This is a genomic window from Sphingomonas palmae, assembly GCF_900109565.1.
In the GTDB taxonomy this organism is placed as follows: Bacteria; Pseudomonadota; Alphaproteobacteria; order Sphingomonadales; family Sphingomonadaceae; genus Sphingomonas; species Sphingomonas palmae.
Map to the genome: position 1 here is coordinate 596,346 of NZ_FNZZ01000001.1, position 22,780 is coordinate 619,125.

Consider the following 22,780-nt stretch of genomic DNA (forward strand, 5'->3'; position numbering starts at 1 on the left):
TGCCCAGCCGCGCACGCTCACGCGGCGAGCAGCGGGTCTAGCTTGCCCGCGCGGTCGAGCGCGACGAGGTCGTCGCATCCACCGATATGCTGGCCGTCGATGAAGATCTGCGGCACCGTGGTCCGCCCGTTCGCGCGCGCGATCATCTCCTCGCGCTTGGTGCGATCCATCGTGATGTCGGTCTCGCTGGCTTGCGCACCCTTGTCGCGGAGCAACCGCAGCGCGCGTGCGCAATACGGGCAGAACGCCTTGGTGTAGATTTCGACCTGTGCCATCTGCCTGACCTGTGGTTGCATACCCGGCTTGTCAATCCGCAGGCTATTCTAAATGCCACCGTCGTCGAGCACGCGTGTCCAGGCAAGAATGGTCACGTTCGCTGCCCCGGCGCGGAGCAGCGCCGCAGTGCACGCGTCCGTCGTTGCACCGCTGGTGTAAACGTCGTCGACGAGTACGACGTTGCGCCCCTTTACGCCCTCGCCGCGTACGCGAAATGCTGCGCGTACTGCCTGCAACCGTGCCCTGCGCGAGTGGCCGCGAAGCGGTGCGGTAGCGCGGTGACGCTCCAGCGTCGTGCGATCAACCGGCACGTTGCCGAGACGCGACAGATGATCCACGATCAGCGCCGCCTGATTGTAGCCCCTGGTCCACAGCCGCCAGCGGTGGAGTGGAACCGGCACCAGCACATCGGCCTGCGGCGGCATATGCCGTATCATCAGCCTCGCGGCAGTCTCGGCATAGGCAACGCGTCGCGCATATTTGAGTCGCAGCGCCACTGTTCGCGCGACCGCGCCGTAGGCCACCGCGGCGCGAACGCCCATGTGCTTCGGCGGATCGGACAAGCAGCCCGCACATCGCGCCTCTTGCCCGCGATCATGGTCAAACGGAAGATTGCATCCGGCGCACCACGGCGGACCGATAAAACGCAGGCTCGACCAGCAGGATGCGCAGAAACGATGCGCGGCCGAGACGATCTCTCCGCATCCCGGACAGCGCGGAGGTAATGCGAGGTCGCGCAGCGTCGCCAGCATCGTCATCACCGCCCGCATCGCGCTCGCTGCCCCGATCCTGCCCGCCCGCCCCCTTGTCGTGGCTTTGGCCCGTCGCCACAAGCGATCGGGTGACCTCGCCTCCCGAAATCTTCGACCGGTCGGCGCGGCGGCGCCAGCGCGATCGCTCCGCCGCCGCTTTTCGCGACCATGACTTCATTCGCGCGGTAATGCTCGACGGCATCGAGGAGCGGCTCGGCGCGGTGCTGCGCAAGTTCGACGACGTGCTCGATCTCGGCTGCTTCGATGCGAGCTTCGCGCCGCCCGCGGGTACGCGAATCGCACGCTTCGATCCAGGTCACGCCTTCGCCGTCGCGGCGGGCGGCGTGCAGGGGGACGAGGATCGGCTGCCGTTCGCCGACGCGAGCTTCGACCTGATTGTCGCAGCCGGCACGCTCGACACGGTCAGCGACCTGCCTGGCGCCTTGTCGCTGATCCGCCGCGTGCTGCGCCCCGGGGGGCTTTTTATCGGCGCTTTCCTCGGCGCGGGATCGCTCGCAACGCTGCGCGCAGTGCTGCGTGAGGCAGAAGCCGACAGGCCGGCGGTGCGCATCCACCCGCAAGTGGAGGTGCGATCCGCGGGCGACCTGCTGCTGCGCGCGGGCTTTCGGCTGCCGGTCGCCGATGCGGAAACGCTGACCGTGCGCTACGGCTCGCTGATGCGGTTGCTGGATGACGTGCGCGGCATGGGCGGAGCGAACGTTCTGAACCATCGCTCGCCACTCAGGCGCGAGACGGTGGCACGCGCGGCCGCCGCGTTTGCAGCGCGTGCCGACGCGGATGGTCGCACGTCGGAGCGGTTCGAGATCATGTTTCTGACCGGCTGGGCACCCTCGCCAGAGCAGGACGCCGGGCGCCGCGGCCCACCGCAGCCGGCGGGCTCCGCACTGCCGCGACCTGCCAAGCAGTTCGGCTAGATTAGTTCGTCGTCGCCGCCGGTGGCGAGCAGGCGGCCCATCGCGTCGAAGAGTGAGTCCATCGCGACGGGCTTGAAGATGACGTCGTCGGCGCCCGCGGCAAGGCAGCGTTCGCGCAGGTCGACCGCGCGATCGGCGGTGACGACGATGATCGGCAGCCTGCCCTTGGCATCATCGCGCGCGCGAATGTGCTGTATCGCGGTCAGCCCGTCCATGCCGGGCATGCGTAGATCGACGAGGATCATATCGAACTCCTCGGCTTCGATCCGGTCAAGGCCGATTTCCGCACTCTCGGCCTCTTCCATATGCGCGCCGGCGACATCGAGCATGTCGCGCACGACGCGCCGGTTCATGCGATCGTCCTCGATGAAGAGAACGTTCATGTACCGGTCGTCCGTTTCGACGTAGTGATGCTCGTGTTTCGTTTCACTAGCACACCCTAGCCTAAGCCGCGCCGCGCACAAGCACCCGTTCAAGCCGCATGACGCGATCAACGAGTATCTTCTTGCCGATGGGACGCTCGATCACCGCATCGACCCCGCTGGCGAGCAGGCGCGCGCGGCTATCGGCGCTGAGCGCGGGCGTGAGCAGCGCGATCGGTGCGGCGTCTCGCAATGCGCCAAGTCCCAAAGGCATTTCTGAGTCGTCGAGCAGACCCTCGTCCACATCGATCAGGACGCGATCGAGGGTGCGGTCGTCTGCGATCTCGCGCGCCTCGGTCAGATCGGCCGCGCAAACCAGATTGCCGTGTTCCTCGAACAGGGTCTTGAGCATTGCACGCGTGATCGGGCTGCGGACGACCAGCAGGATAGGCGGCGCTTCGACGAGGTCGGCGAGCGCTTCCGCTGGGATCAACGGCAGGTCGAGCGTAAACACCGCTCCCTGCCCCAGCGCGCTCACCACGGTTACGTCGCCGCCCATAGCGCGCGACAGGCTGCGGCAGATCGAGAGGCCGAGCCCCGTTCCGCCGAACTGTCGAGTCGTCCCTGCATCCGCCTGCCGGAACGAGTCGAAGATCACTTCGTGTGCCTCGGGCGCGATGCCGATCCCGGTGTCGGCGACCGTGACGTGGAACCAGTCGCCGGTGCAGGCAACCGCGACGCTCACCGACCCCGCCGGCGTGAACTTGACCGCGTTGGAGAGCAGGTTGAACACGATCTGCCGCAAGCGGACCGCATCGCCGACGATCCAGCCCGGGCAATCATCGATCTGCACGTCGAACGACAGCCGCTTCGCCTGCGCCTGCTCGCGCCACAGCCGGCATGCCTCGTCGATGGTGCGCTTGAGATTGAGCGGCGCCTGCTCGAGCGTCATCTTGCCGGTTTCGATCTTCGCCACGTCGAGGATATCGTCGACGAGCGCGCGCATCGTCACGCCAGCGCCGTGCACCACCGACAGGCGGTCGCGTGTCTCGGGGTCGAGTTGCCGGTCAGCGATCATGACCTCGGTCATGCCCAATATCCCGTTCAGCGGCGTGCGGATCTCGTGACTGGTGGCCGCGAGGAACTCGGTCTTGACCGCGAGCGCGCGGGCCACCTTGTCGCGCGCGACGCGCAGCCGGTCGCGACTGCGCCGAAGCGTCCACATGCCGAACGTCAGCAATCCGATCACCAGTGCCACGCCGAGCGCGGCGATGACGAAGACGGTGCGCTGCATCCGCGCCTGCTCGCGCTCGTGCGACACCGTGGTCTGCAGTTCGTCCGCTTTCAGCTTGGCGATGCGCAGTTCCTGGTTGGCGTAATCGAAGCGGGCCGCGGCCAGCGCGGCGCTGTTCGAGCGCGCGACCTCGGTTGCCTGATCGTCGAGCCGCTTGAGCGCCGCGAGATGCTGAAGCGCCAGATGATCCTCGTGTAGCGCGGCGTAGATCGAATAGGCCGTCTGGTGATCGTCGCGTTCGGTCAGGATCGTACGGGTCAGATCGACACCGGCGAAACGCTCGTCGATCAGCGCCCGCGCGCGCGTCAGATTGCTGCGCTGCAATGCCGATTGAGCGGCAAGCCGTAGGAAGGTCGGGCGGACCGAACGGCCTTCGGGGCTAGCAGACATCGACAAGCCGCGTGCGATCGCAACATCTGCGTCCGATAACCGTCCCTGCAGCAGGCGGACGTTGGCGATGTTACCAAGAGTGATGCCCGAAATGCTGGCGCTGTCCAGCTTCGCCGCGAGACGATAAGCGCGCGCAAAGTCACGTACGGCTTTGTCATACTCACGCGCCTCTGTGTAAGAATCCCCCCGGCCCAAATACATAGACACGAGAAGGCCCGGGTCGGCGGTGTACACGTCAATGGCTTGGCCGAAATAGCGAAGCGCCGACGCCTGATCACGTGCTCCATCGTACAAGAGCGCTAGCGTGATCAGCGCCTTCGCTTGTCCGCGCCTGTTCCCCTGCTCGATGAACAGGTCATGCGCATGCAGAAGTGTCGGCAGTGCCGCCGCCGTACGCCCTACTTCGATCATCGATCCGCTCTTGGAGAGCAGGATGTCGGCATAGACGGGCGGTGCAGGCTTGATGGAGGAGACCTGCCGATCGGCTCGCTCGAGTAGCGCGATAGCCGCCAAGGGTTTCGCATCTCGGCTTTCCGCTTCTCCGCGCAACCACAGCGCTGTGGCGATAGCGATGTCGCGGGTACGAGCATCGGTGAACCGACTTGCAATCGACCCAGCTTGTTCAGCCGCCGACTCCGCCTCGCTTGCAGAAACCAGCATCGCGTTCTTCGCAGCGCCAATAGCCCGATCAAACGCTATGTTGACCGCCCTTTGATCATCTGTGTTTGCTGCCGATAAGCAGAGCCAACAGCTCGCGATCAGCAGCGGCTTTTGAAGCCGAGCGATCAGCCGCGCTTCCACGTTGCCGCCAGTCGGTTGAAGCTGTCTCGCGTGACCTCAGGTGCGCGGCGGTGGCGATCCTCGCGCAGGAAGGTGACAAAAGCATCGAACGCGATCGGCCGACTGATCAGGAAACCCTGGATCATGTCGCACCCCATCACCGTTAGCAGCGCGAGCGCCGCGTGCGTTTCTACGCCCTCGGCGACAACTTCCATGTCAAGCGCGTGTGCGAGATCGATGGTCGAGCGGACGATCAGCGGATCGCGGTTTGAACTCGTCAGCTGCGTGACGAACAATTTGTCGATCTTGAGTTCGCGAGCGGGCAATTGCTTTAGGTAGGCAAGGCTCGACAGACCCGCGCCATAGTCGTCGATCGCGACACGAATGCCGATGTCGGCGAAGCGTTGCAGGTTCGCGATCGCACTCTCGGGATCACGGATGACTGACGTTTCGGTTACCTCGAAGCCGAGCGCCGCGTCACTGCCCGCCACCATGCGGCAGGCATTCGCCACGAACAGGTCGTCTGACAATAATTGACCGGAGATGTTGACGAACAGCCGTAAATCATGGCCGGCGTTGTGCAGCTTGGCTGAATCGGCGATCGCCTGCTCGATCGTCCACAGCGTCAGCCTCCGGATCAGCTGCGCCTGCTCCGCCACCGGAATGAAGTCGCCTGGCAGGATCAGCCCGCGGGTGGGATGCTGCCAGCGGATCAGCGCCTCCGCGCTGGTGATCTCCTGCCGGCGCGCATGCACCTTGGGCTGGTAGAACAGCACCAGCTCGCCACGATCGATCGCGAGATCGAGCTCTTCCGCCAGTTTCTTCGCATCGTGCGGGAGCGCTTCGATCGCCTGCGTAACGGGCTTGTCGTATTCGCGTGCCTTGGCGAGCGCGCGCTCGGCTTCCTCGGCCAGCGTGACTTCGTCGGTGTGCCAGCCCCCAACCGCGCCCGCGATCACGATCTTGACGCGGTGCGGCTCACCGTCGAGGTCGAGCGGCTCGTCGAACCCGCGACAGGCAGATGCCATCAGCGTTTCAAGCTGTTCGGGCACGTCGCCCTCGACATCCAGCTCGACGAGGTTGCGGCCGATCGCGCGTGCACGCGCCTCTGGCAAGGTCAGGCGTAGCCGGTCCACCATGTCCTGGACGAGCACGTCGGCACGCGCGCAGCCCAGGTAGCGGCGCAGATAGGTGAAGTTCGCCGCCTCCACCAAGACGTGGAACCGGCACGGCGACCGCGTGTGCGCGACGGCGTGGATGAGCTCGGCGGTGCTGGCGGACGCGTCCATGCACCGGAATTAGGCGCGCAGGACTGAAGAATGGCTTAAGACCAAAATAGATGGTTAATGACCAGTTAACCGCGTTGATGAAAACCTTAAGATCGCTTAACCAAGAACAGCCTTCCGACGGGAAGGCGTTTCTGGGAGAAAATCATGCTCGCGTTTATTTTCGCGCTGATCACCGGGCCGATCGTTCGCCCCTGGTAATCACGACCGGTTCGGGCGTCCGCTTAGGTCTCTCGAGACCGGTGGCCGTCCGAACCACCTCATCGAAACTGATTATCAAGCTGGCTCAGGCAGCCGCTATCTCAGATCGGCGCGTCGGGTTGCCGAACTCCATTTCGTTCTCGATCGATCCGAATCGCAGCGCCATTACGTCGAGTGCGTAATTCTGATTAAGCCGCCACGGCTTCCGGTTCCCCTGTCGCGGCAGGTTGTCAATCGCGCGCTGGATATACCCCGATGAGAAATCCGCGAATGGCTGCGGCTCGATTGTCGCGACGCCAATTCGCGGTGTTGCCTGCCTAACCCCTTTGCGACGCATCGCATTGAGCAGCCGGCAGACGTAACGCGCGACCAGATCGGCCTTCAGCGTCCACGATGCATTGGTGTAGCCGAACGTGAAGGCGAGATTAGGCACGTCGGAGAACATCATCCCCTTGTACTGCAATGTATCGGCCAGCCGCACCGACGCGCCATCGACGCTGAACGTGGCACCACCCATCAAGGCCAGTTCGAGCCCCGTCGCGGTGACCACCACATCCGCCTCAATCGCCTTTCCTGACGCCAAGCGGATGCCGGTCGCCGTGAACGTCTCGATCGTATCGGTCACGACCGAGGCTTGGCCACGCTTGATCGTGTCGAACAGGTCGGCGTCCGGGACGAGGCAGAGCCGCTGGTCCCAGGGATTGTAGCGCGGCGTGAAGTGCGTCTCGACGTCGTAATCGGGACCGAGATGCTCGCGCACCATGCCGAGCAGCCGCTCCTTGGTGCGCGTCGGTCGCTTCCGCGCCAGATTGTAGAACAGCATGCCGAACAGGACGTTCTTCCACCGCGTAATCCCGTAGGCGGCTTTCGGGGGCAGCATGGCACGCAGACGATTGGCTAGGCCGTCCTCCGCCGGGCGGGAGACGACGTAGGTGGGGGAACGCTGCAGCATGGTGACGTGCGCCGCCTGCTTGGCCATTTCGGGTACGAGCGTCACCGCCGTCGCACCGCTGCCGATCACGACGACCCTCTTGCCCTTGTAATCGAGGTCGGCTGGCCAGAATTGCGGGTGGACGATGCAGCCTTCGAACTGCTCGGTTCCCGCGAAGGTGGGCGCGTGCCCCTTCGCGTAATCATAATAGCCCGAGCACATGTAGAGGAAGTTGCACCGTAACTGGAGCATGGCGCCGTCGTGCTCGACCTCCAGCGTCCATGCGGCGTCCGCGGTAGACCAGGCGGCGCTTTTGACGCGATGGTCGAAGCGCATGCGGCGATCGATCCCGTGTTCGCGCGCGGTGTCCTCGATATATTCGCGGATCGACGGACCATCGGCGATCGCCTTCGCATGGGTCCAAGGCCGGAAATCGTATCCGAGCGTATGCATGTCCGAATCGGAGCGGATGCCGGGATAGCGGAACAGATCCCACGTCCCGCCGATGGCCGCTCTCGCCTCCAGAATCGCGAATGTCCGATCAGGACAGTTCTTCTGCAGGTGATAGGCGGCGCCCACACCCGACAGCCCCGCTCCCACGATGATCACGTCGAACTGCTCGGTCATGGCCGGCTCCTCTTCCTAAAAGCCGGCTTACACGGATGTCAGTTGCGCGGGAAGACCGATCAGAAGTCCTTTGAGTAACGCAGCTGCACATTCGACCCGCCGAACGATCCCGCCTGCGACAGCAGGCTGATCGCCTTGGTCAGCGCGATCGTCAGCTGGGTCGCGGTGAAGCCGCGCGCGTCGGTCACGATCTCGATGTAGATATCGTCGGTCAGATACTTGCCCGCGGCGAGCGAGGTGCCGCGCCCGGTCGCCTCATCTGCGCCGAGCACGCGCAACCGGTCGAACCCGGTCGCCGCACGCAGCTTGCCGAGCGGGTTGAGCCCGCCACCCGAGCCGCGCAGCGAATTAAGCGCGGACGCGAGCTGGATCGCCTCGGTCGCGGACAGATTGGCCGGGTTCGTCCCGAACAGCAGCCGGCTGAGCACCTCGTCCTGCGGCAGCGCCGGCGTTGACGTAAAGGCAACCTGCGGACGCTGGCCCGTGCCGGTGATCGCGATGTTGAACGTGACGCCGTTCTTGGTCGTGGTCGCGAGGATGTCGATGTCGGGATCGGTCAGCGCACCGCCGCGGAAGCGGATGCGTCCGCGCGTCACCTCGAAGCGATTGCCCGCGAACGAATAGGTACCGCGCACGATGTCGAGTCCGCCCGCAATCGTCGGCGCAGCCGAAGTGCCGCCGATCCGCATGTCCGCCTCCCACTCGCTCTCCAGCCCCATGCCGGAGACGAACAGCTGGTTGTCGGCGTGAACGCGCAGGTCGAGCTTGAACAACCCCACCGATGGCGGCGTCGGACGATCGGTCGGCCGCGCGACGCGGATCTCGCTTTTCTTTCTCACCCCGGTCAGCTCGGGCACCTCGGCCGCGCCCTGGCGGATAATTTGATAGCGCGCCTCGGGGATGTTGATGTCGCCGCTGATCAAGCCGCCGTTGGCGCCGTTCTGCACCCGCACCGTACCGGTCGCCGTGGCGCCGAGCGCGTCCGACTTGGCGAGCCGTGCATTGTCGAGCCGCGCCGTGATATCGATCGGGAATCCTTGTGCCGCCGCCAACCCGACTGTGCCCTGCGCCTGCATCGTGCCGTCGCCAGCGCGGGCCGACAGGCTGGTAAGTTCCAGTCGGTCGTTGTTGAACCGCGCTGCGATCCGCATCTGCGACAGCCGCGTACCGTAGGTTTCGTTGTCGTAGGTCAGGTTGTCGGCGCGGATCAGCCCGTTGACGCGTGGCGCCGATACGGTGCCACCGAAATCGGCCGCGACCGCGATCGGCCCGGACAATTGCTGTTCGGCGAGACCGGCGAAGCTGAACAGCACGCCCGACGGTCCGTTGTAGCGGATGCCGCCCGAGAGCGGCCCCTGCATCAGCCGGGTCGACCAGCTGCCGCTACCCGCGGGGGTCAGCCGCGCGACCATCCGCCCGACCGTCGTGCCCCCGCGCTTGATGAGCGCACGCCCTTCGCCCGCCGCGGCGTCGAGTCGGCCTTGGAACACCACGTCGACCGGTTCGGACACCGCGGTCAGACTGGAACGCGTGAAGTTGGTGATGTTGAGCCGGACGTCTGCCTCGGGCACCGCGTTGCCGGAGCGCTGCACATAATCGAGGCTTCCGGTCGCTTGCCCGCCCAGGCCGATGTTGGGCACGAAGGCGTTGGCGATGCCGAGGTCGAGCCGGTCGAGCCGCGCCTGCGCGCTCGTCTGCCCACCACCGTAGCGGCCCGCGAGCCGCAGACTGCCCTGACTGAAGTCGATCCGGGTGGGCTGCAGCTGATAACCACCCGCCGCTGCGACGATCCGCGCCGGGTTGGCAGTGCGGAACGCAATCCCGTTCGCCTGCCCCTGCAACGCGGCGAGATACTCGCCCGGTGACAGTTTCGCATTGACCGCGACGCGGAACGGCACGCTGTTCGACCCGGTCAGCAGCGCCTGCGCGGTGCCGCGTCCGCCGGTGTAGTTCACCTTCACGCGACCCGACTGGATCACAGTGGGACCGTAGCGGAGATCGGCGACCTGTGCGTCAGCGACGACCGAGGGGGCGTCGTCGTAGAGAACGACCGTGCCGTTGATTATCGCGCGTCCGATCGTGAAGTCGGTCGTACCCGGGATCGTCGCTGCATAAGCGCGCGCGTTGACGCTGGCGCGCTGGTACTTGCCCTGTGCGCCGAGGTCGGCGGTTCCGGTCAGCCCCGATCCGGCGAAGCGTACCTGACCAGCGAACGGTCCCGCCGCGGTCTGCACCACACGCCCGGCGAAGTTGATGCCGGCGAACACCACGCGGCGGATGTCGACCGCCAGCTGGTTGCCGGGCGTGACCAGCACATCGGCGGTGAAGGCACCATAATTGGTCCCGCCGATCGCGTTGACCTGATACGCGCCGCCGCGCCCGACAACGCGTGCGTCGAGGTTGGCGAGCCCGATACCAACGCCGGGTCGAGGCGCGCGCAACCGGACGACGGGCGCGTCGGTCGAACCGGTGACGCGCGCGTAGAGTGGACCATATTGCGTTGAATAGGCGTCGGCATCGACCAGCAACCCGCCGCGCGGATCGTAACGACCTTGGCCCCGCGTCACGCGAAACTGCGGCGCGTTCAGCCGCAGGTCGGTGAAGGTGACGATCCCCTCGGGCGAATAGCCGAAGCGCGTGCTGGCGGTCGCGTTGCCGCCGAGGAAGTTACGCACGCCCTCATTGAACAACTGCTTGGTGCGCAAAGCGACACGGCCGTTGATGCCGAAGCCGCCGTTCGGCCCCGGCACCAGATTGGCGTCAGTGGTCAGGTCGATGATCCCGACGCTCTCGACTCGGAAATTGTTGACGCGTCCTTTCAACCCGCCGGTGTAGCGACCGGTCGCGACGTTCGCCGCGATCACGGCAGTCGCGTCGATGTTGTCGGAACGGATACGCAGATTGTCCGACAGGATGTTGGGCATCGAGATGGCGAGGTCGCCGTCGACGCGAACGTTGGTGGTGAGCCCACCGAGCGCCGGGTTGAGTCCAGTAATGCGGCGCGCGCGGGCGTGGACCGGCACGAGGATGCGGTCGGCGTTCACGCGGGCCAGACCCTCGGCGTAGACGTTCTCGAGCGTCGTTTCCGCGAAGCCGAGCGAGGTCGCGCGCAGCTTGTAATCGACCGTCGGCGTCGCGAATGCGCCGTTCAGCACGACGCGCGCCAGCACGTTGCGACCACGCAAATTGGGCGCGATCGCTCCCGGCGTCAGTAGCGCGGCATCGACCGCGAAATTGCCGAGCCGCGAGTTGGCAAGGTCGACCAGACCGCCAGCGTCAACCGCCAGCGCGTTCGACTTGAGCTTGACGCGCGTGTCGATACGGCGCTCATTCAGGCGCGCATCGATCGCGACCTGCAATCCCGGCGCGGTCAGCCGCTCGACCGGACCTTCGAGGTAAAAGCCGGGGCGCGTCGTGCCGTTGATCTGGAAGCGCCCGTCGTTCGCCTGCACCGCGAGGTCGGCGAGCGTGCCGCCGCCGAGCGTCGCGACGAGCTTGCCACGCCAATCCTTCCAACTGCCACGCCCGTCGATCGTCGCATTGAGCGGCGCCTTCAGTCCGGCGACCTGCGCGACCGCGCCATTCGCGGGTGCCGCGATCCGCGCGCGGATGTCGAGCTTGTTGTCGTCGGGCACCGCGTCGATCTTGACGTGCGCGGTATCGCCGCCGGCGACGCCGGGCGCGCGCAACGCAACCGCGTCGACGGTTAGTTGCGCGCGGCGGTCGGCGATGTGCGCCTGCCCGTCGAAGCGCGCGATGTGACACTGCCCCGCGACCGGCGGCTCCATCACGAAGCGCGCGACCTGCAAACGCCCGATGTCGATGTCGATGTTGGGCAGGATCGGGGCGTTGGCGTCCTCCGGCTTGGGCGGAACGGTCTTGAGCTCGGGATTGCGGCGCAGCGTAATCAGCTGGCTCGACGCGCGGCGCACGTCGATGTGGTTGTTGAGATAGTCGAATGGGCGCCAGTCGACGTCGATTCGCGGCGATTGCAGGAACGTTCCCTTCGGGTCGTTCACCCGCACATCGACCAGCGACATCTGCCCGTACAGCGATCCCTCGATCCGGCCGACGCGGATGTTGAGCCCCGACTCAGTCGTGTAATCTCCGATCCGGTCGGCAACGAAGCGGCGGCCGGGATCGGTGTTGATACCCAGCACGATTGCGACGAGCAGCAGCAGGATCGCCACTACCGCAACCGCGAGCCATTTGAGCACGCGCTGCCACAGCGGGCGCTTGACGACGACCACCTCGTCGGCGGGAAGCGTGTCGTCAGCCATCAGAACGCCTGCCCGATCGAAATGTAGAGCGCGATCTTGCCGTCACCCTCACGTGGGTTAAGCGGCGTCGCGACATCAACGCGCATCGGCCCGAAGTTGGTGTAGAAACGCCCGCCAATCCCCGCGCCGTAGCGCAGGTTCTTGGCTGTCGGAAACGTGCCCTCATAGGCGTTGCCCGCGTCGAAGAAGGGCACGATACCGAAATCACCGAAACGGTAACGTGCCTCGATCGCGAATTCGTTGATGCTGCGCCCGCCGACCGGGTTGCCCTCGGGATCGAGCGGGCCGAGCCGCTGGTAGCCGTAGCCGCGCACCGATCCGCCGCCGCCGCCGTAATAACGCCTCGATGGCGCGAGATCGTCGCGGTCGATCCCGAAGATCGCGCCGGCACGCGCGCGGCCCGCAATCACCAGGCTGCCGTTGACCGGATAATAGCCGGTCGCCTCCACCATCGTGCGCGCGTAGGGGCGCACCCCGTCCGACACCGAGCCTTCGGGGCTGAAATTGAGCTTCAGGCGATAGCCCTTGGTCGGGTTGAGCAGGCTGTCCGACTTGTCGAACAACACCTGTCCCGGCAGCGCGACGATCCCGTAGTTGCGGCGGCGGCGTCCGCCCGCGTCGAAATCGTAGCTCTGCTCGTTGGTGCCGACCAGCTCGAAACCGTAAGAATAGGTCAGCGGTTTCTGCCAGATCGGGGTGGAATCGTAGCTGATCCGCCCGGAAATCGTCGCGGTCACCGCGTTGAAGGCGTCGTAATCCTGCCTGAGCACGCTGCCGAGCAGGTTGACCGTGCGGTCGCGCTTGCCCGCGTTGGACCGGCGGAAGGTGACCGACGCGCCCTGCTGCTGCGTGCCGCCGACGCCCGTCACGATCAGCGCGCCCTCGGGCGGGAACAGGTTGCGGTGCGTGAACGCGGCCTCGACCTTGACGCCCTCGCCCGTGCCGTAGCCCGCACTGCCCGACAGCGAACGGAACGGTCCCTTGGTCTGGCGCACCAACAGGTCGACCTGCTCGGTTCCGTCGGGGCCGGGTTGTCCGGTGCGGACCGGCTCGACCGAGACGTTGGAGAACAGACCCGTCGCGACCAGCGCCTGGCGCAGGTCGTCGGTAAGGCGGATGTCGTAGAGCTGACCCTGGTCGAACCGGGGAAAGACGTTCAGGTGATCGACCGAGAAGACGGGATCGCCCTCGGTGCGCAGCACGCCGAAGGAGGAGCGCGGTCCGGTATCGACCGGCAGCGTGTAGGCACCCTTCCATGTCGCATCGTCGAGCAGGATGTCGCGCTGTCCGACCTTGACGAAGGGATAGCCCTGTTGCGGCGGTTTCAGGCTGACGTTCGCCTCTGCGCCCTGGATACGCGCGGCCTCGACCGGATCGCCGACCTTGAGCGGCAGTTCGCGCCGCACCAGACCGGGAGGCACGGTCGGCCCAGCCTGCACCTCGATCGAGCCGAGCGTGTAGATCTTGCCGGGCGTCGCGCTGACGATCGCGCGCAGCTTGTCGCCCGAGCCGGCCGCGGGCTGCTCGATCGTCGACACCGCGGTGCTGTCGTAATAACCGAGCGACTTCATCAGTCGCACCGCCAACCCTTCGTCCTCGCGCGCGCGCGCCGATACCTGGGTCGCGTTGGCGGCCTTGCCCCTGCCCTCCTTGAGCGCGGACAAGGAATTGAACTCGTCGGTGAGGTTGAGCGGATCGAGCCCGCGCACCACGGTATCGTAGGCGACTTCGGGCGCGTCGCGGCCCTTCACGTCGGCGACCGTCTGCAACGGCTCGGTGTTGAAGGTCGATAGAGGCTCGATCGGCTGTGCGAGTTGCGGGTCGATCGGCGCGGGTGCGGGGAGCGCGCCGGGCACGATCGGCGTCTGCGCCGCCGATTGCGCGACCGGTGCGACGGTTGGCGTGGCCTTGGCGGCCGGCTTGCTCGCGCTTGACGTCACTGGCGTAGTGTCGAGCGGCATCGGCTCGAGCGGGGCGTTGATGTCGTTGCTGAGAGGCGGCAGCGCACTGTTAAATTCGGCGTCGGGGATGATCGCGGCGTCGCCCTGCGGATCGGCGGGAGGCTGCGTCGCAGACTTCGGCGCATCGGGGCCGCGAGCAGGTGCGCTGCCCGGCTGGTTCATCTGCGCTGCGGCCGGTACCGCCGCCAGCGCGAAGGCGGACGACGCCGCCAGCAATGCCATTCTCGTCGATAAACCCACGCACTCGCCCCTTTGCGCGAGATGTCGGCTCTACCGTTACACCCCCGTCCCACCTGCAACGTCTGACACGCCAATGGGTTGCCTCTACCCCGGCATGACTTTTCGACCTCGCCATGTGGCATCCTATCTGCCGCGCGCGTAAGGGCGGTACAACGATCAAGCGGGAGAGCACATGAACTTCGAGTTGGACGAAGACCATCGCATGATCGCCGACCTGGTGCGGCGCTTCGTCGAGGACGAGCTGGTGCCGTTGGAGGCGGGCGTGCTCGACCGCGCGATCGCGGGCGAGGAAGTGCAGCTGACCGCCGAGGAGACCGAACGGGTCAACGACGTGTCGCGCGAACTGGGCCTGTGGGGCCTCGACGCGCCCGAGGATGTCGGCGGGCACGACCTGCCCGCGGTCGCGATGGTCGGCGTCAACGAGGCGATGGGCCGGACGATCGTACCCTATACGCTGCCGCCCGACTCGCCCAATCTGCGCATGCTCGCCGCAACCGTCAACGATCGCCAGCGGGAGGCGTATCTGGCCCCGTACGTTGCGGGAAAGACGATCAGCGCGATCGGTATATCGGAACCTGGCGCAGGCGCAGACCCCGCCGGCATGAAGACGCATGCGGTGCGCGACGGCGACGACTGGGTCATCAACGGCCGCAAGATCTGGATCACCAAGGCGAACCGGGCCGACTTCACCATCCTGATGGCGGTGACCGACCGCGAGAAAGGCGCGCGCGGCGGCATGAGCGCGTTCCTGGTCGACAAGGACGCGCCCGGTTTCCAGGTCGTCCGCCCGATCCCGGTGATCGGCGGCGAGACCTTGTACGAGGTCGTGCTGGAGGATTGTCGGGTCCCCGCGTGGAAGCTGCTCGGCACTGAGGGGCAGGGTTTCGCGCCAATGCAGCTTCGCCTCGCTACGCGGCGCGCGGAAATGGCGGCGAACGCGATCGGCATGGCGCAGCGCGCGCTCGACATGATGATCGACTATGCGCCGCAACGCTCCACCTTCGGCAAGCCGTTGTCGGAGCGGCAGACGATCCAGAACTGGGTGTCGGACGCCGCGATCAAGCTGCACGCCGCCCGGCTGATGACGTATGATTGCGCTTGGAAGCTCGATCAGGGTCGCGACACGCGCACCGAGGTCTCGATGATCAAGAGCTTCGCGCTCGAAACCGCGTGGGAGGTGCTCGACCACGCGATGCAGTGCTTCGGCGCGATGGGCATGACCCGCGAGATGCCGTTGCAGCAGATGGCGGCGCGGATCCGGCTGATGCGGATCTATGACGGGCCGACCGAAATTCACAACTGGGTCGTCGCGCGCAACCTGCTGGGGACACGGGCATGAAAGAACATATCACAGTAACGAAGGCCGACCACGTCGCGACGGTCGTGATCGACCGCCCGCCGCACAATCACGTCAACGCGGTGCTGGTGAACGCGCTCGCCGACGTGTTCGAGGAGCTGGGCCGCGACGACGACGTGCGCGCGATCGTGCTCGCGACCGCCGGCAAAGTCTTCTGCGGCGGTGCCGATTTGACCGGCGACAAGCCGCTGGCGGACGAGAGCGGCGAGAGCGAGACGCCCGCGCTCTATCGCGGCGCCTATCGCCTGTTCGCGGCGACGAAGCCGGTAGTCGTCGCCGTGCAGGGTGCGGCGGTCGGCGCCGGGCTGGGACTGGCACTCGTCGGCGATTTCCGTGTTGCGGCGCCTGAAGCGCGCTTCTCGGCCAATTTCGTTACGCTCGGTTTTCATGCCGGGTTCGGGATCACCGCCACCCTGCCCCGCGTCGTCGGCGAGCAGCACGCGTCGCTGATGTTGCAAACCGGGCGGCGCGTGAAGGCGGAGGATGCGCTGCGCTTCGGGCTGGTCGACGAGATCGCGCCGCTCGCCGATCTTCGCGCCGCGGCCGAGCGGCTTGCGGGCGAGATCGCGGCCAACGCGCCGCTCGCGGTCGAGGCGACGCGCGCGACGTTGCGCGGTGACCTGGCCGAGGCGGTGCGGACGCGGACCGAGCATGAGCGTGCCGAACAGGACCGGCTGATGCAAACCGCCGATTTCCGAGAGGGGATCAAGGCAGTCGGCGAGCGGCGGAAAGGCGATTTCGTACGCGGGTGACCATGCGCGCTTCGGTGTTGTTGCCGAACGGCGGGAAAATAACCGCAGCCGCTGGGAAACATTTGCGACAAACCCCGGATAAGCGCATCTGGGACAGACAGGCTGGCACGAGCGCGAGGCGCGTGCGCGGCACCACAGGCATGCGGGTGAAAGATTGATCAAGCGTGACCAAGGGCGGTACCGCCGCCTGCTGCTCGGCATCGCCGTGGCTCCCGCCGTCCTGGCGCTGGCTGCCTGTGGTGGCGGCGGCGAGCAGCAGAAGGGCAAGGGCGGCGCGGGCGGACGTGGTGGCGCCGGCGGTCCGGCGCAGGTCGGCTATGTCGTGGTCCAGCCGACCTCGGTGCCGATGACGACCGAGCTCGCCGGGCGCGTGGTGGCGTTCCAGAGCTCGGAGGTGCGACCGCAGGTGTCGGGCGTGATCCAGCGCCGCTTCTTCACCGAAGGGTCGATCGTCAAAAAGGGCCAGCCACTCTACCAGATCGACCCCTCGCTCTACCGCGCGTCCGCGAACGAGGCGCAGGCGAGCGTCGCCAACGCGCAGGCGAACGCCGAGGCCGCGCGCATCCGCGCCGATCGCTATCGCCCGCTCGCCGAGATCGAGGCGATCAGCAAGCAGGATTACACCGACGCGGTCGCGACGCAGCGCCAAGCGCAGGCGCAGATCGCGCTCAACAAGGCGCAGCTCGACACCGCACGGATCAACCTGCGCTTCACCACGGTGCCGGCGCCGATCACCGGTCGGATCGGCCGGTCGCTGTTCACGGTCGGCGCGCTAGTCAGCGCGACGCAGACCGACCCACTGACCACGATCCAGCAACTCGACCCGATCTTCGTCGACATCCAGCAGTCGAGCGCCGAGCTGCTCGCGCTGCGTCGTGCGCTCGCCAGCGGCGGCGCCGTGCCCGCGCGCGCCGACGTGCGGCTGATGCTGGAGGACGGCAGCGACTACGGTCTTGTCGGCAGCGTCGAGTTCGCCGAGGTCGTGGTCGACCAGTCGACCGGCACGGTGACGCTCCGCGCGCGCTTTCCCAATCCGCGCGGCCTGTTGCTGCCCGGCATGTTCGTGCGCGCGCAGTTCAGCCAGTCGATCGACCAGAACGCCTTCCTGGTGCCGCAACAGGCGGTATCGCGCGACCCGAAGGGCAACGCGACCGTGTGGCTGGTCGGCCCCGGCAACAAGGCGGTCGAGCGTACCGTCACCGCCGAGCGGGCACAGGGCGTCTACTGGGTTGTGACCGATGGATTGAAGAACGGCGACAAGATCATCACGCAGGGAACCGGCACGTTGAAGGCGAACGCGCCGATCCGCCCCGTTCCCGCCAACACGCCGCAGAAGGTCGCACCACCGCCGTCGAAGGACGGCAAGGCCGGTCAGGGCGGCGACACCACCGGTCGCGGCCAGGGCGGCCAGAGCAAGGCCGGCTGAGTGCTGTCACGCGTCTTCATCGATCGCCCGATCTTCGCCTGGGTGCTCGCGATCATCGTCATGATGGCGGGCGTCGGCGGCATCCTGGGCCTGCCGATCGCGCAATATCCCGACGTGGCGCCGCCGCAGGTCTCGATCCGCGCGACCTACCCCGGCGCCAACGCGCAGACGATTCAGAATTCGGTCACGCAGGTGATCGAGCAGCAGCTGACCGGCATCGACGGGCTGCTCTATTTCAGTTCTTCCTCCTCCTCGCGCGGCTCGGTGACGATCACCGTAACGTTCGAGAAGGGCACCGATCCCGACATCGCGCAGGTTCAGGTGCAGAATCAGGTCCAGCAGGCGGTCTCCCGACTGCCGAGCCAGGTGCAGCAACAGGGCCTGGTCGTCCGCAAGTCGAACCCGGACAACCTGCTGATCGCGGGCGTCTACGACATCAGCGACAAGATGACGAACCAGGATGTGTCCGATTACCTGGTGTCGAACCTGCAGGACCCGCTCGGCCGCGTTCAGGGTGTTGGCGATACCAACGTGTTCGGCGCGCAATATGCGATGCGCATCTGGCTCGATCCCGCACGGCTGGCGAGTTACCAGCTGATGCCGGGCGACGTCGTCACCGCCATCACCAACCAGAATACCGAGGTTGCGGCGGGTGAAATCGGCGGGCAGCCGATGCCCTCGTCGCAGATGCTGAACGCGACCGTCACCGCGCAGTCGCGGCTGCAGACGCCCGAACAGTTCCGCAACATCATCCTGAAGACGACGAGCAGCGGCGCGACGGTGCGGCTGGCGGATGTCGGCCGGATCGAGCTGGGTGGCGAAAGCTACGCCGCGTTCAGCCGCGTCAACCAGCATCCCGGTGCGGGTATCGCGGTGCTGCTGGCACCCGGCGCCGACGCGCTCGCCACCGCCGAGCTGGTCAAGGCCGAGATCGCGCGCGTTGCGAAGACGTTCCCGCCGAACCTGCGCATCGCCTACGCCAACGACACCACCGACTTCATCAAGCTGTCGATCGAGGAAGTGATCAAGACGCTGGTCGAGGCGATCATCCTCGTCGTCATCGTCATGTTCGTGTTCCTGCAGAGCTGGCGCGCCACCTTGGTGCCGACGATCGCGGTTCCGGTGGTACTACTGGGCACGTTCGCGATCTTCTATCTCGCCGGCTTCTCGATCAACACGCTGACGCTGTTCGGGCTCGTGCTCGCGATCGGCCTGCTCGTCGACGACGCCATCGTCGTGGTCGAGAACGTCGAGCGCCTGATGGAGGAAAACCCGGGCATGAGCCCGCGCGACGCGACGATCGAGTCGATGAACGAGATCACCGTCGCGCTTGTCGCAATCGCACTGGTGCTGTCCGCGGTGTTCCTGCCGATGGCGTTCTTCGGCGGCTCGACCGGGGTCATCTATCGCCAGTTCTCGCTCACCATCATCTCGGCGATGGTGTTGTCGGTGCTCGTCGCGCTGATCCTCAGTCCCGCACTTACTTCGCACGTGTTGAAGGCGCGCCATGACGAGAACGGCGACCTGCACGAAACGTGGCTGGGTCGGAAGGCACCGTGGGTCGCCGACAAGCTCGAGGCGGCGAAGAATTGGTTCAACGACAGCTTCGATCGCATGGTGAAGCGCTACACCCACGCGGTCGAGCGGGTGATCGATCACCGCTGGATCTTCGTGCTGATCTATTGCGGGATCCTCGCACTGCTCGCCTTCCTCTTCCTGCGGCTGCCGACCGGGTTCCTGCCGACGGAGGATCAGGGCGGCGCGATCGTGCAGTTTCGCCTGCCCGCCGGCGCGACGCGTGGCCGCACCGAGGAAGTGCAGCGTCAGGTCGAGCAGTATTTCGCGAAGAACGAAGGCCACAACATCCGCACGCTGTTCAGCGTTGCGGGCGGCGGTGGTGGCGGCACCAGCGGGCAGAATACCGGCCAGGCGTTCATCTCCTTTGTCGACTGGGCCAACCGCACCGACAAGGCGGACGCGGCTGACGCGATTGTTGCACGCGCGTCGGCCGCGTTCCGCGGGCTTCGCGACGCGCAGGTGTTCGCGCTTGTCCCCCCTGCGATTCGCGGCCTCGGCCAGTCGGAGGGTTTCACGATGGAGCTCCAGAACGCGAGCGGCATGAGCCAGGAGAAGTTCAACGAGGCTCGTGACGCGCTGCTGGAGAAGGCCAATGCCGACCCGAAGCTCGCCGGCGTGCGCCTGACCGAGCTTCCTGACATCGGCACGCTGAAGGTCGACGCCGACGCGCAGAAGCTCGCGGCGCTGGGCCTGTCGCAGGGTGACGTCAACACCACGCTCTCGACCGCCTGGGGTGGCCGCTACGTCAACGACTTCATCGATCGCGGGCGCGTGAAGCGAGTCTACGTGCAGGGTGACGCGCCCTACCGCGCCGAGCCCGAGGACCTGTATCAGTGGTTCGTCCGCAATAGCTCTGGCACGATGGTGCCGTTCAGCTCGTTCGCGAGCCTCAGCTGGTCGCAGGCGCCGACGACGCTGTCGCGCTTCAACGGCATCTCCTCGTACGAATTCCAGGGCCAGGGCGCCGAGGGCGTCAGCTCGGGCGAGGCGATGGAGAGGATCGCGCAGCTGGCGGGCGAAATCCCTGGCACCAGCATCGCCTGGGCAGGGCTATCGTATCAGGAGCGCTTGTCCTCGGGACAGGCGCCGCTGCTCTACGGACTGTCGCTGATCGTCGTCTTCCTGTGCCTTGCCGCCTTGTACGAGAGCTGGACGATCCCGATCGCGGTGCTGCTGGTCATCCCGCTCGGCCTGATCGGGGCGGTCGCGCTGGTGACGCTGCGTGGGCTGACCAACGACGTCTACCTGCAGATCGGCCTGCTGACGACGATGGGACTGGCGGCGAAGAATGCGATCCTGATGATCGAGTTCGCCGAGCAGGCCGAGAAGAAGGGCGCGCGGATCATCGATGCCGCGCTGGAGGCCGCCCGGCTGCGTCTGCGCCCGATCCTGATGACCAGCCTCGCCTTCATCTTCGGCGTGCTGCCGCTCGCCATCTCGACCGGCGCGGGCGCCAACAGCCGTATCGCGATCGGCACTGCGGTGATCGGCGGCATGATCACCGCGACCGTGCTGGCGATCTTCTACATTCCGCTGTTCTTCGTGCTGGTCCGCCGCGGCACGCGCGACGGCATCAAGGGGCTGCGCCGCGACGCCGACCCGAGCCACCCGGACGAGGGGGGCGACGACGGGCCGAAGGATCAGCCGCCGACGCCGCAGCTGCCCGCGCCCGCCGGCCACCCCGCCCTTCCCGCACCGGACCACGCCTGATGCGCCCGACGTTCCGCCCGCTGGTGTCGCTGTTGACGGCGAGTGCGCTCACCGCCTGCTCGCTCGCGCCCAAATACGTCCGGCCCGAGCTGCCGGTGCCGCCGTCGTGGCCGGTCGGCGACGCATACCTGCGCCAGAGCGAGGCACCGCTACCCAGCGTCACCTATCGCGACATCTTCCGCGACGCGCGATTGCAGCGGATCATCGACCAGGCGCTGGTCAACAACCGCGATCTGCGCGTCGCGGTCGCCAATATCGAGGCAACGCGCGCGCAATATCGCATCCAGCGCGCCGACCTGTTCCCGCAGCTGGATGCGACCGGATCGTACAGCTATCGCCGCACCGGCAGCTCGGGCGTGACCACCGGCGTGCCGATCGGCACCGGCGGTAATGCGGGAGGCGGTGGAACGGGGGTAGGCAACGGCGGCACGGGCGTCGGCAATGGCGGAACCGGGGTCGGGAACGGCGGGACCGGCAACGGCGGCGTGGGTGGCGGGACAGGCGGAACGAGCAATTTCTCGAACAACCGCAGCACGTTCAGCGCGCAGCTGGGCGTCACCGCGTTCGAGATCGATCTGTTCGGTCGCGTCCGCTCGCTGACCAGCGCGGCGCTCAACCGCTATTTCGGGCAGGAGGCGGCGGCACGCGCGACGCGGCTGACCTTGGTGTCCGACATCGCCAACGCCTGGGTCACCTACGGCTCGGATGCCAGCCTGCTCAAGATCGCGCAGGACACCGCGACCAGCGCGCAGCGCAGCGTCCAGCTGACCCGCGCGCGACTGGCGGGCGGCGTCTCGCCGCGCAGCGATGTGCGCCAGGCCGAACAGGTACTTGAAACGGCGCAGGCCGACCTCGCCCAGCAGCGCAGCCTGCTCGCGCAGGACGTGAACGCGCTGCAACTGCTCGTCGGCGCGCCGGTCGACGGCAGCTTGCTGCCTGCGTCGATCGACGACGCAGCGAAGAATTTGGGTGAGCTACCCGCCGGGCTGGATTCGGGCATCCTGCTACGCCGGCCAGACGTAGTGCAGGCCGAATATTCCCTGCGTGCCGCCAATGCCGAGATCGGGGCCGCCCGCGCGCAGCTGTTTCCGCGCGTCGCACTGACCGCCGTGGTCGGCTTCGCCAGCACTGCGCTTCGCACGCTGTTCACCGGCGGCGCGTTCAATTATTCGGTCGCGCCGAACGTCAGCTACCCGATCTTCCGCGCCGGTGCCGGGCGCGCCGGGGTCGATTATTCTAAGGCGCAACGCGACGCCGCGCTGGCGACTTATGAGGGGACGATCCAGACCGCCTTCCGGGAGGTGTCGGACGCACTCGCGCGGCGCGGCACGATCACCGACCAGCTCGCCGCCAACCAGCGCTTCCTCAACGCAGCGGCCGACACGCTGCAACTCGCCAATGCGCGATACCAGGGCGGAATCGACACCTATCTGACCAGCCTCGACGCGCAACGCTCGCTCTACACCGCGCAGCGCACGGTGGTGCAGACGCAGCTGACGCGCGCATCGAACCTCGTCACCCTCTACCAGACGCTAGGTGGCGATTCACAGCTTGAGGCTACGGCGCAGGGGCCGATGCTGCCAGGCAGCACACCGACGCAACCACGCCCGTAACGCCGAGCGGATCGTCACCTCTACGACGA

At 66.6% G+C, this 22,780-nt stretch carries 14 protein-coding genes and 1 pseudogene; 6 read left to right on the forward strand and 9 right to left on the reverse strand.

The window, feature by feature from the left end; genetic code table 11:
• Positions 1 to 17 precede the first annotated feature (17 nt).
• The 3 genes and pseudogenes from grxC to BMW51_RS16420 form a co-directional block, all read right to left on the reverse strand.
• Positions 18 to 275, reverse strand: coding sequence for a glutaredoxin 3 (gene grxC, locus BMW51_RS02910; RefSeq protein WP_093003123.1), 258 nt, complete (start codon positions 273 to 275; stop codon positions 18 to 20).
• 48 nt (positions 276 to 323) lie between these two features.
• Entirely contained in the window at positions 324 to 839 is a 516-nt protein-coding gene (locus BMW51_RS02915; protein ID WP_425440969.1) for a ComF family protein, read from the reverse strand.
• A 57-nt stretch (positions 840 to 896) separates the two neighbouring features.
• Positions 897 to 1,046 (reverse strand): annotated as a pseudogene (locus tag BMW51_RS16420) (double zinc ribbon domain-containing protein); the annotation flags it as partial.
• 71 nt (positions 1,047 to 1,117) lie between these two features.
• Between BMW51_RS16420 and BMW51_RS02920 the strand changes: the two are divergent.
• Complete coding sequence (locus BMW51_RS02920; protein WP_245708250.1) at positions 1,118 to 1,963, forward strand: class I SAM-dependent methyltransferase; 846 nt, start codon at positions 1,118 to 1,120, stop codon at positions 1,961 to 1,963.
• Here the strand turns inward: BMW51_RS02920 and BMW51_RS02925 are convergent.
• The 6 genes from BMW51_RS02925 to BMW51_RS02950 form a co-directional block, all read right to left on the reverse strand.
• Positions 1,960 to 2,346: a response regulator gene (locus tag BMW51_RS02925; RefSeq protein WP_093003129.1), complete on the reverse strand. Its 387-nt coding sequence runs from the start codon at positions 2,344 to 2,346 to the stop codon at positions 1,960 to 1,962. The two genes, BMW51_RS02920 and BMW51_RS02925, sit on opposite strands and share 4 nt — an antisense overlap.
• A gap of 61 nt (positions 2,347 to 2,407) precedes the next feature.
• Positions 2,408 to 4,009, reverse strand: coding sequence for an ATP-binding response regulator (locus BMW51_RS02930; RefSeq protein WP_177171491.1), 1,602 nt, complete (start codon positions 4,007 to 4,009; stop codon positions 2,408 to 2,410).
• Positions 4,010 to 4,794: 785 nt separating this feature from the next.
• The gene (locus tag BMW51_RS02935) at positions 4,795 to 6,078 is read right to left on the reverse strand and encodes an EAL domain-containing protein (protein WP_093003133.1); all 1,284 of its coding nucleotides are present in this window, start codon (positions 6,076 to 6,078) and stop codon (positions 4,795 to 4,797) included.
• A 283-nt stretch (positions 6,079 to 6,361) separates the two neighbouring features.
• Positions 6,362 to 7,834 carry a flavin-containing monooxygenase gene (locus BMW51_RS02940; RefSeq protein WP_093003135.1) on the reverse strand — a complete coding sequence of 491 codons (1,473 nt, stop codon included), beginning with the start codon at positions 7,832 to 7,834 and terminating at the stop codon, positions 6,362 to 6,364.
• Between the two features lie 59 nt (positions 7,835 to 7,893).
• Positions 7,894 to 12,114, reverse strand: a complete 4,221-nt coding sequence (locus tag BMW51_RS02945; protein ID WP_093003137.1) for a translocation/assembly module TamB domain-containing protein — start codon at positions 12,112 to 12,114, stop codon at positions 7,894 to 7,896.
• Positions 12,114 to 14,297: a BamA/TamA family outer membrane protein gene (locus BMW51_RS02950; protein ID WP_093003139.1), complete on the reverse strand. Its 2,184-nt coding sequence runs from the start codon at positions 14,295 to 14,297 to the stop codon at positions 12,114 to 12,116. The genes BMW51_RS02945 and BMW51_RS02950 overlap by 1 nt, the downstream gene beginning before the upstream one ends.
• 190 nt (positions 14,298 to 14,487) lie before the next feature.
• Here BMW51_RS02950 and BMW51_RS02955 point away from each other — a divergent pair, with 190 nt between their 5' ends.
• The 5 genes from BMW51_RS02955 to BMW51_RS02975 all read left to right on the forward strand — a co-directional run bounded on the left by BMW51_RS02955 (position 14,488) and on the right by BMW51_RS02975 (position 22,751).
• Positions 14,488 to 15,654, forward strand: coding sequence for an acyl-CoA dehydrogenase family protein (locus tag BMW51_RS02955; protein WP_093003141.1), 1,167 nt, complete (start codon positions 14,488 to 14,490; stop codon positions 15,652 to 15,654).
• Positions 15,651 to 16,424 (forward strand): enoyl-CoA hydratase/isomerase family protein, encoded by a 774-nt coding sequence (locus tag BMW51_RS02960; RefSeq protein ID WP_093003143.1) that lies wholly within the window; start codon positions 15,651 to 15,653, stop codon positions 16,422 to 16,424. The genes BMW51_RS02955 and BMW51_RS02960 overlap by 4 nt, the downstream gene beginning before the upstream one ends.
• A gap of 154 nt (positions 16,425 to 16,578) precedes the next feature.
• Positions 16,579 to 17,850 (forward strand): efflux RND transporter periplasmic adaptor subunit, encoded by a 1,272-nt coding sequence (locus BMW51_RS02965; RefSeq protein ID WP_093003145.1) that lies wholly within the window; start codon positions 16,579 to 16,581, stop codon positions 17,848 to 17,850.
• On the forward strand, positions 17,851 to 21,138 hold the full coding sequence (locus BMW51_RS02970) for a multidrug efflux RND transporter permease subunit (RefSeq protein ID WP_093003147.1): 3,288 nt from the start codon (positions 17,851 to 17,853) through the stop codon (positions 21,136 to 21,138). It abuts the gene before it with no gap.
• A complete protein-coding gene (locus BMW51_RS02975) occupies positions 21,138 to 22,751 on the forward strand; it encodes an efflux transporter outer membrane subunit (protein WP_093003149.1) in 1,614 nt (537 codons plus the stop codon). The genes BMW51_RS02970 and BMW51_RS02975 overlap by 1 nt, the downstream gene beginning before the upstream one ends.
• The last annotated feature ends 29 nt before the right edge of the window (positions 22,752 to 22,780 follow it).

What these genes read in the sequence shown, in the direction of transcription:
- grxC (WP_093003123.1), bottom strand. Translation starts at nt 275, where the DNA reads ATGGCACAGGTCGAAATCTACACCAAGGCGTTCTGCCCGTATTGCGCA.
- BMW51_RS02925 (WP_093003129.1), bottom strand. Translation starts at nt 2,346, where the DNA reads ATGAACGTTCTCTTCATCGAGGACGATCGCATGAACCGGCGCGTCGTG.
- BMW51_RS02945 (WP_093003137.1), bottom strand. Translation starts at nt 12,114, where the DNA reads ATGGCTGACGACACGCTTCCCGCCGACGAGGTGGTCGTCGTCAAGCGC.
- BMW51_RS02940 (WP_093003135.1), bottom strand. Translation starts at nt 7,834, where the DNA reads ATGACCGAGCAGTTCGACGTGATCATCGTGGGAGCGGGGCTGTCGGGT.
- BMW51_RS02955 (WP_093003141.1), top strand. Translation starts at nt 14,488, where the DNA reads ATGAACTTCGAGTTGGACGAAGACCATCGCATGATCGCCGACCTGGTG.
- BMW51_RS02930 (WP_177171491.1), bottom strand. Translation starts at nt 4,009, where the DNA reads ATGTCTGCTAGCCCCGAAGGCCGTTCGGTCCGCCCGACCTTCCTACGG.
- BMW51_RS02975 (WP_093003149.1), top strand. Translation starts at nt 21,138, where the DNA reads ATGCGCCCGACGTTCCGCCCGCTGGTGTCGCTGTTGACGGCGAGTGCG.
- BMW51_RS02935 (WP_093003133.1), bottom strand. Translation starts at nt 6,078, where the DNA reads ATGGACGCGTCCGCCAGCACCGCCGAGCTCATCCACGCCGTCGCGCAC.
- BMW51_RS02950 (WP_093003139.1), bottom strand. Translation starts at nt 14,297, where the DNA reads ATGGCATTGCTGGCGGCGTCGTCCGCCTTCGCGCTGGCGGCGGTACCG.
- BMW51_RS02960 (WP_093003143.1), top strand. Translation starts at nt 15,651, where the DNA reads ATGAAAGAACATATCACAGTAACGAAGGCCGACCACGTCGCGACGGTC.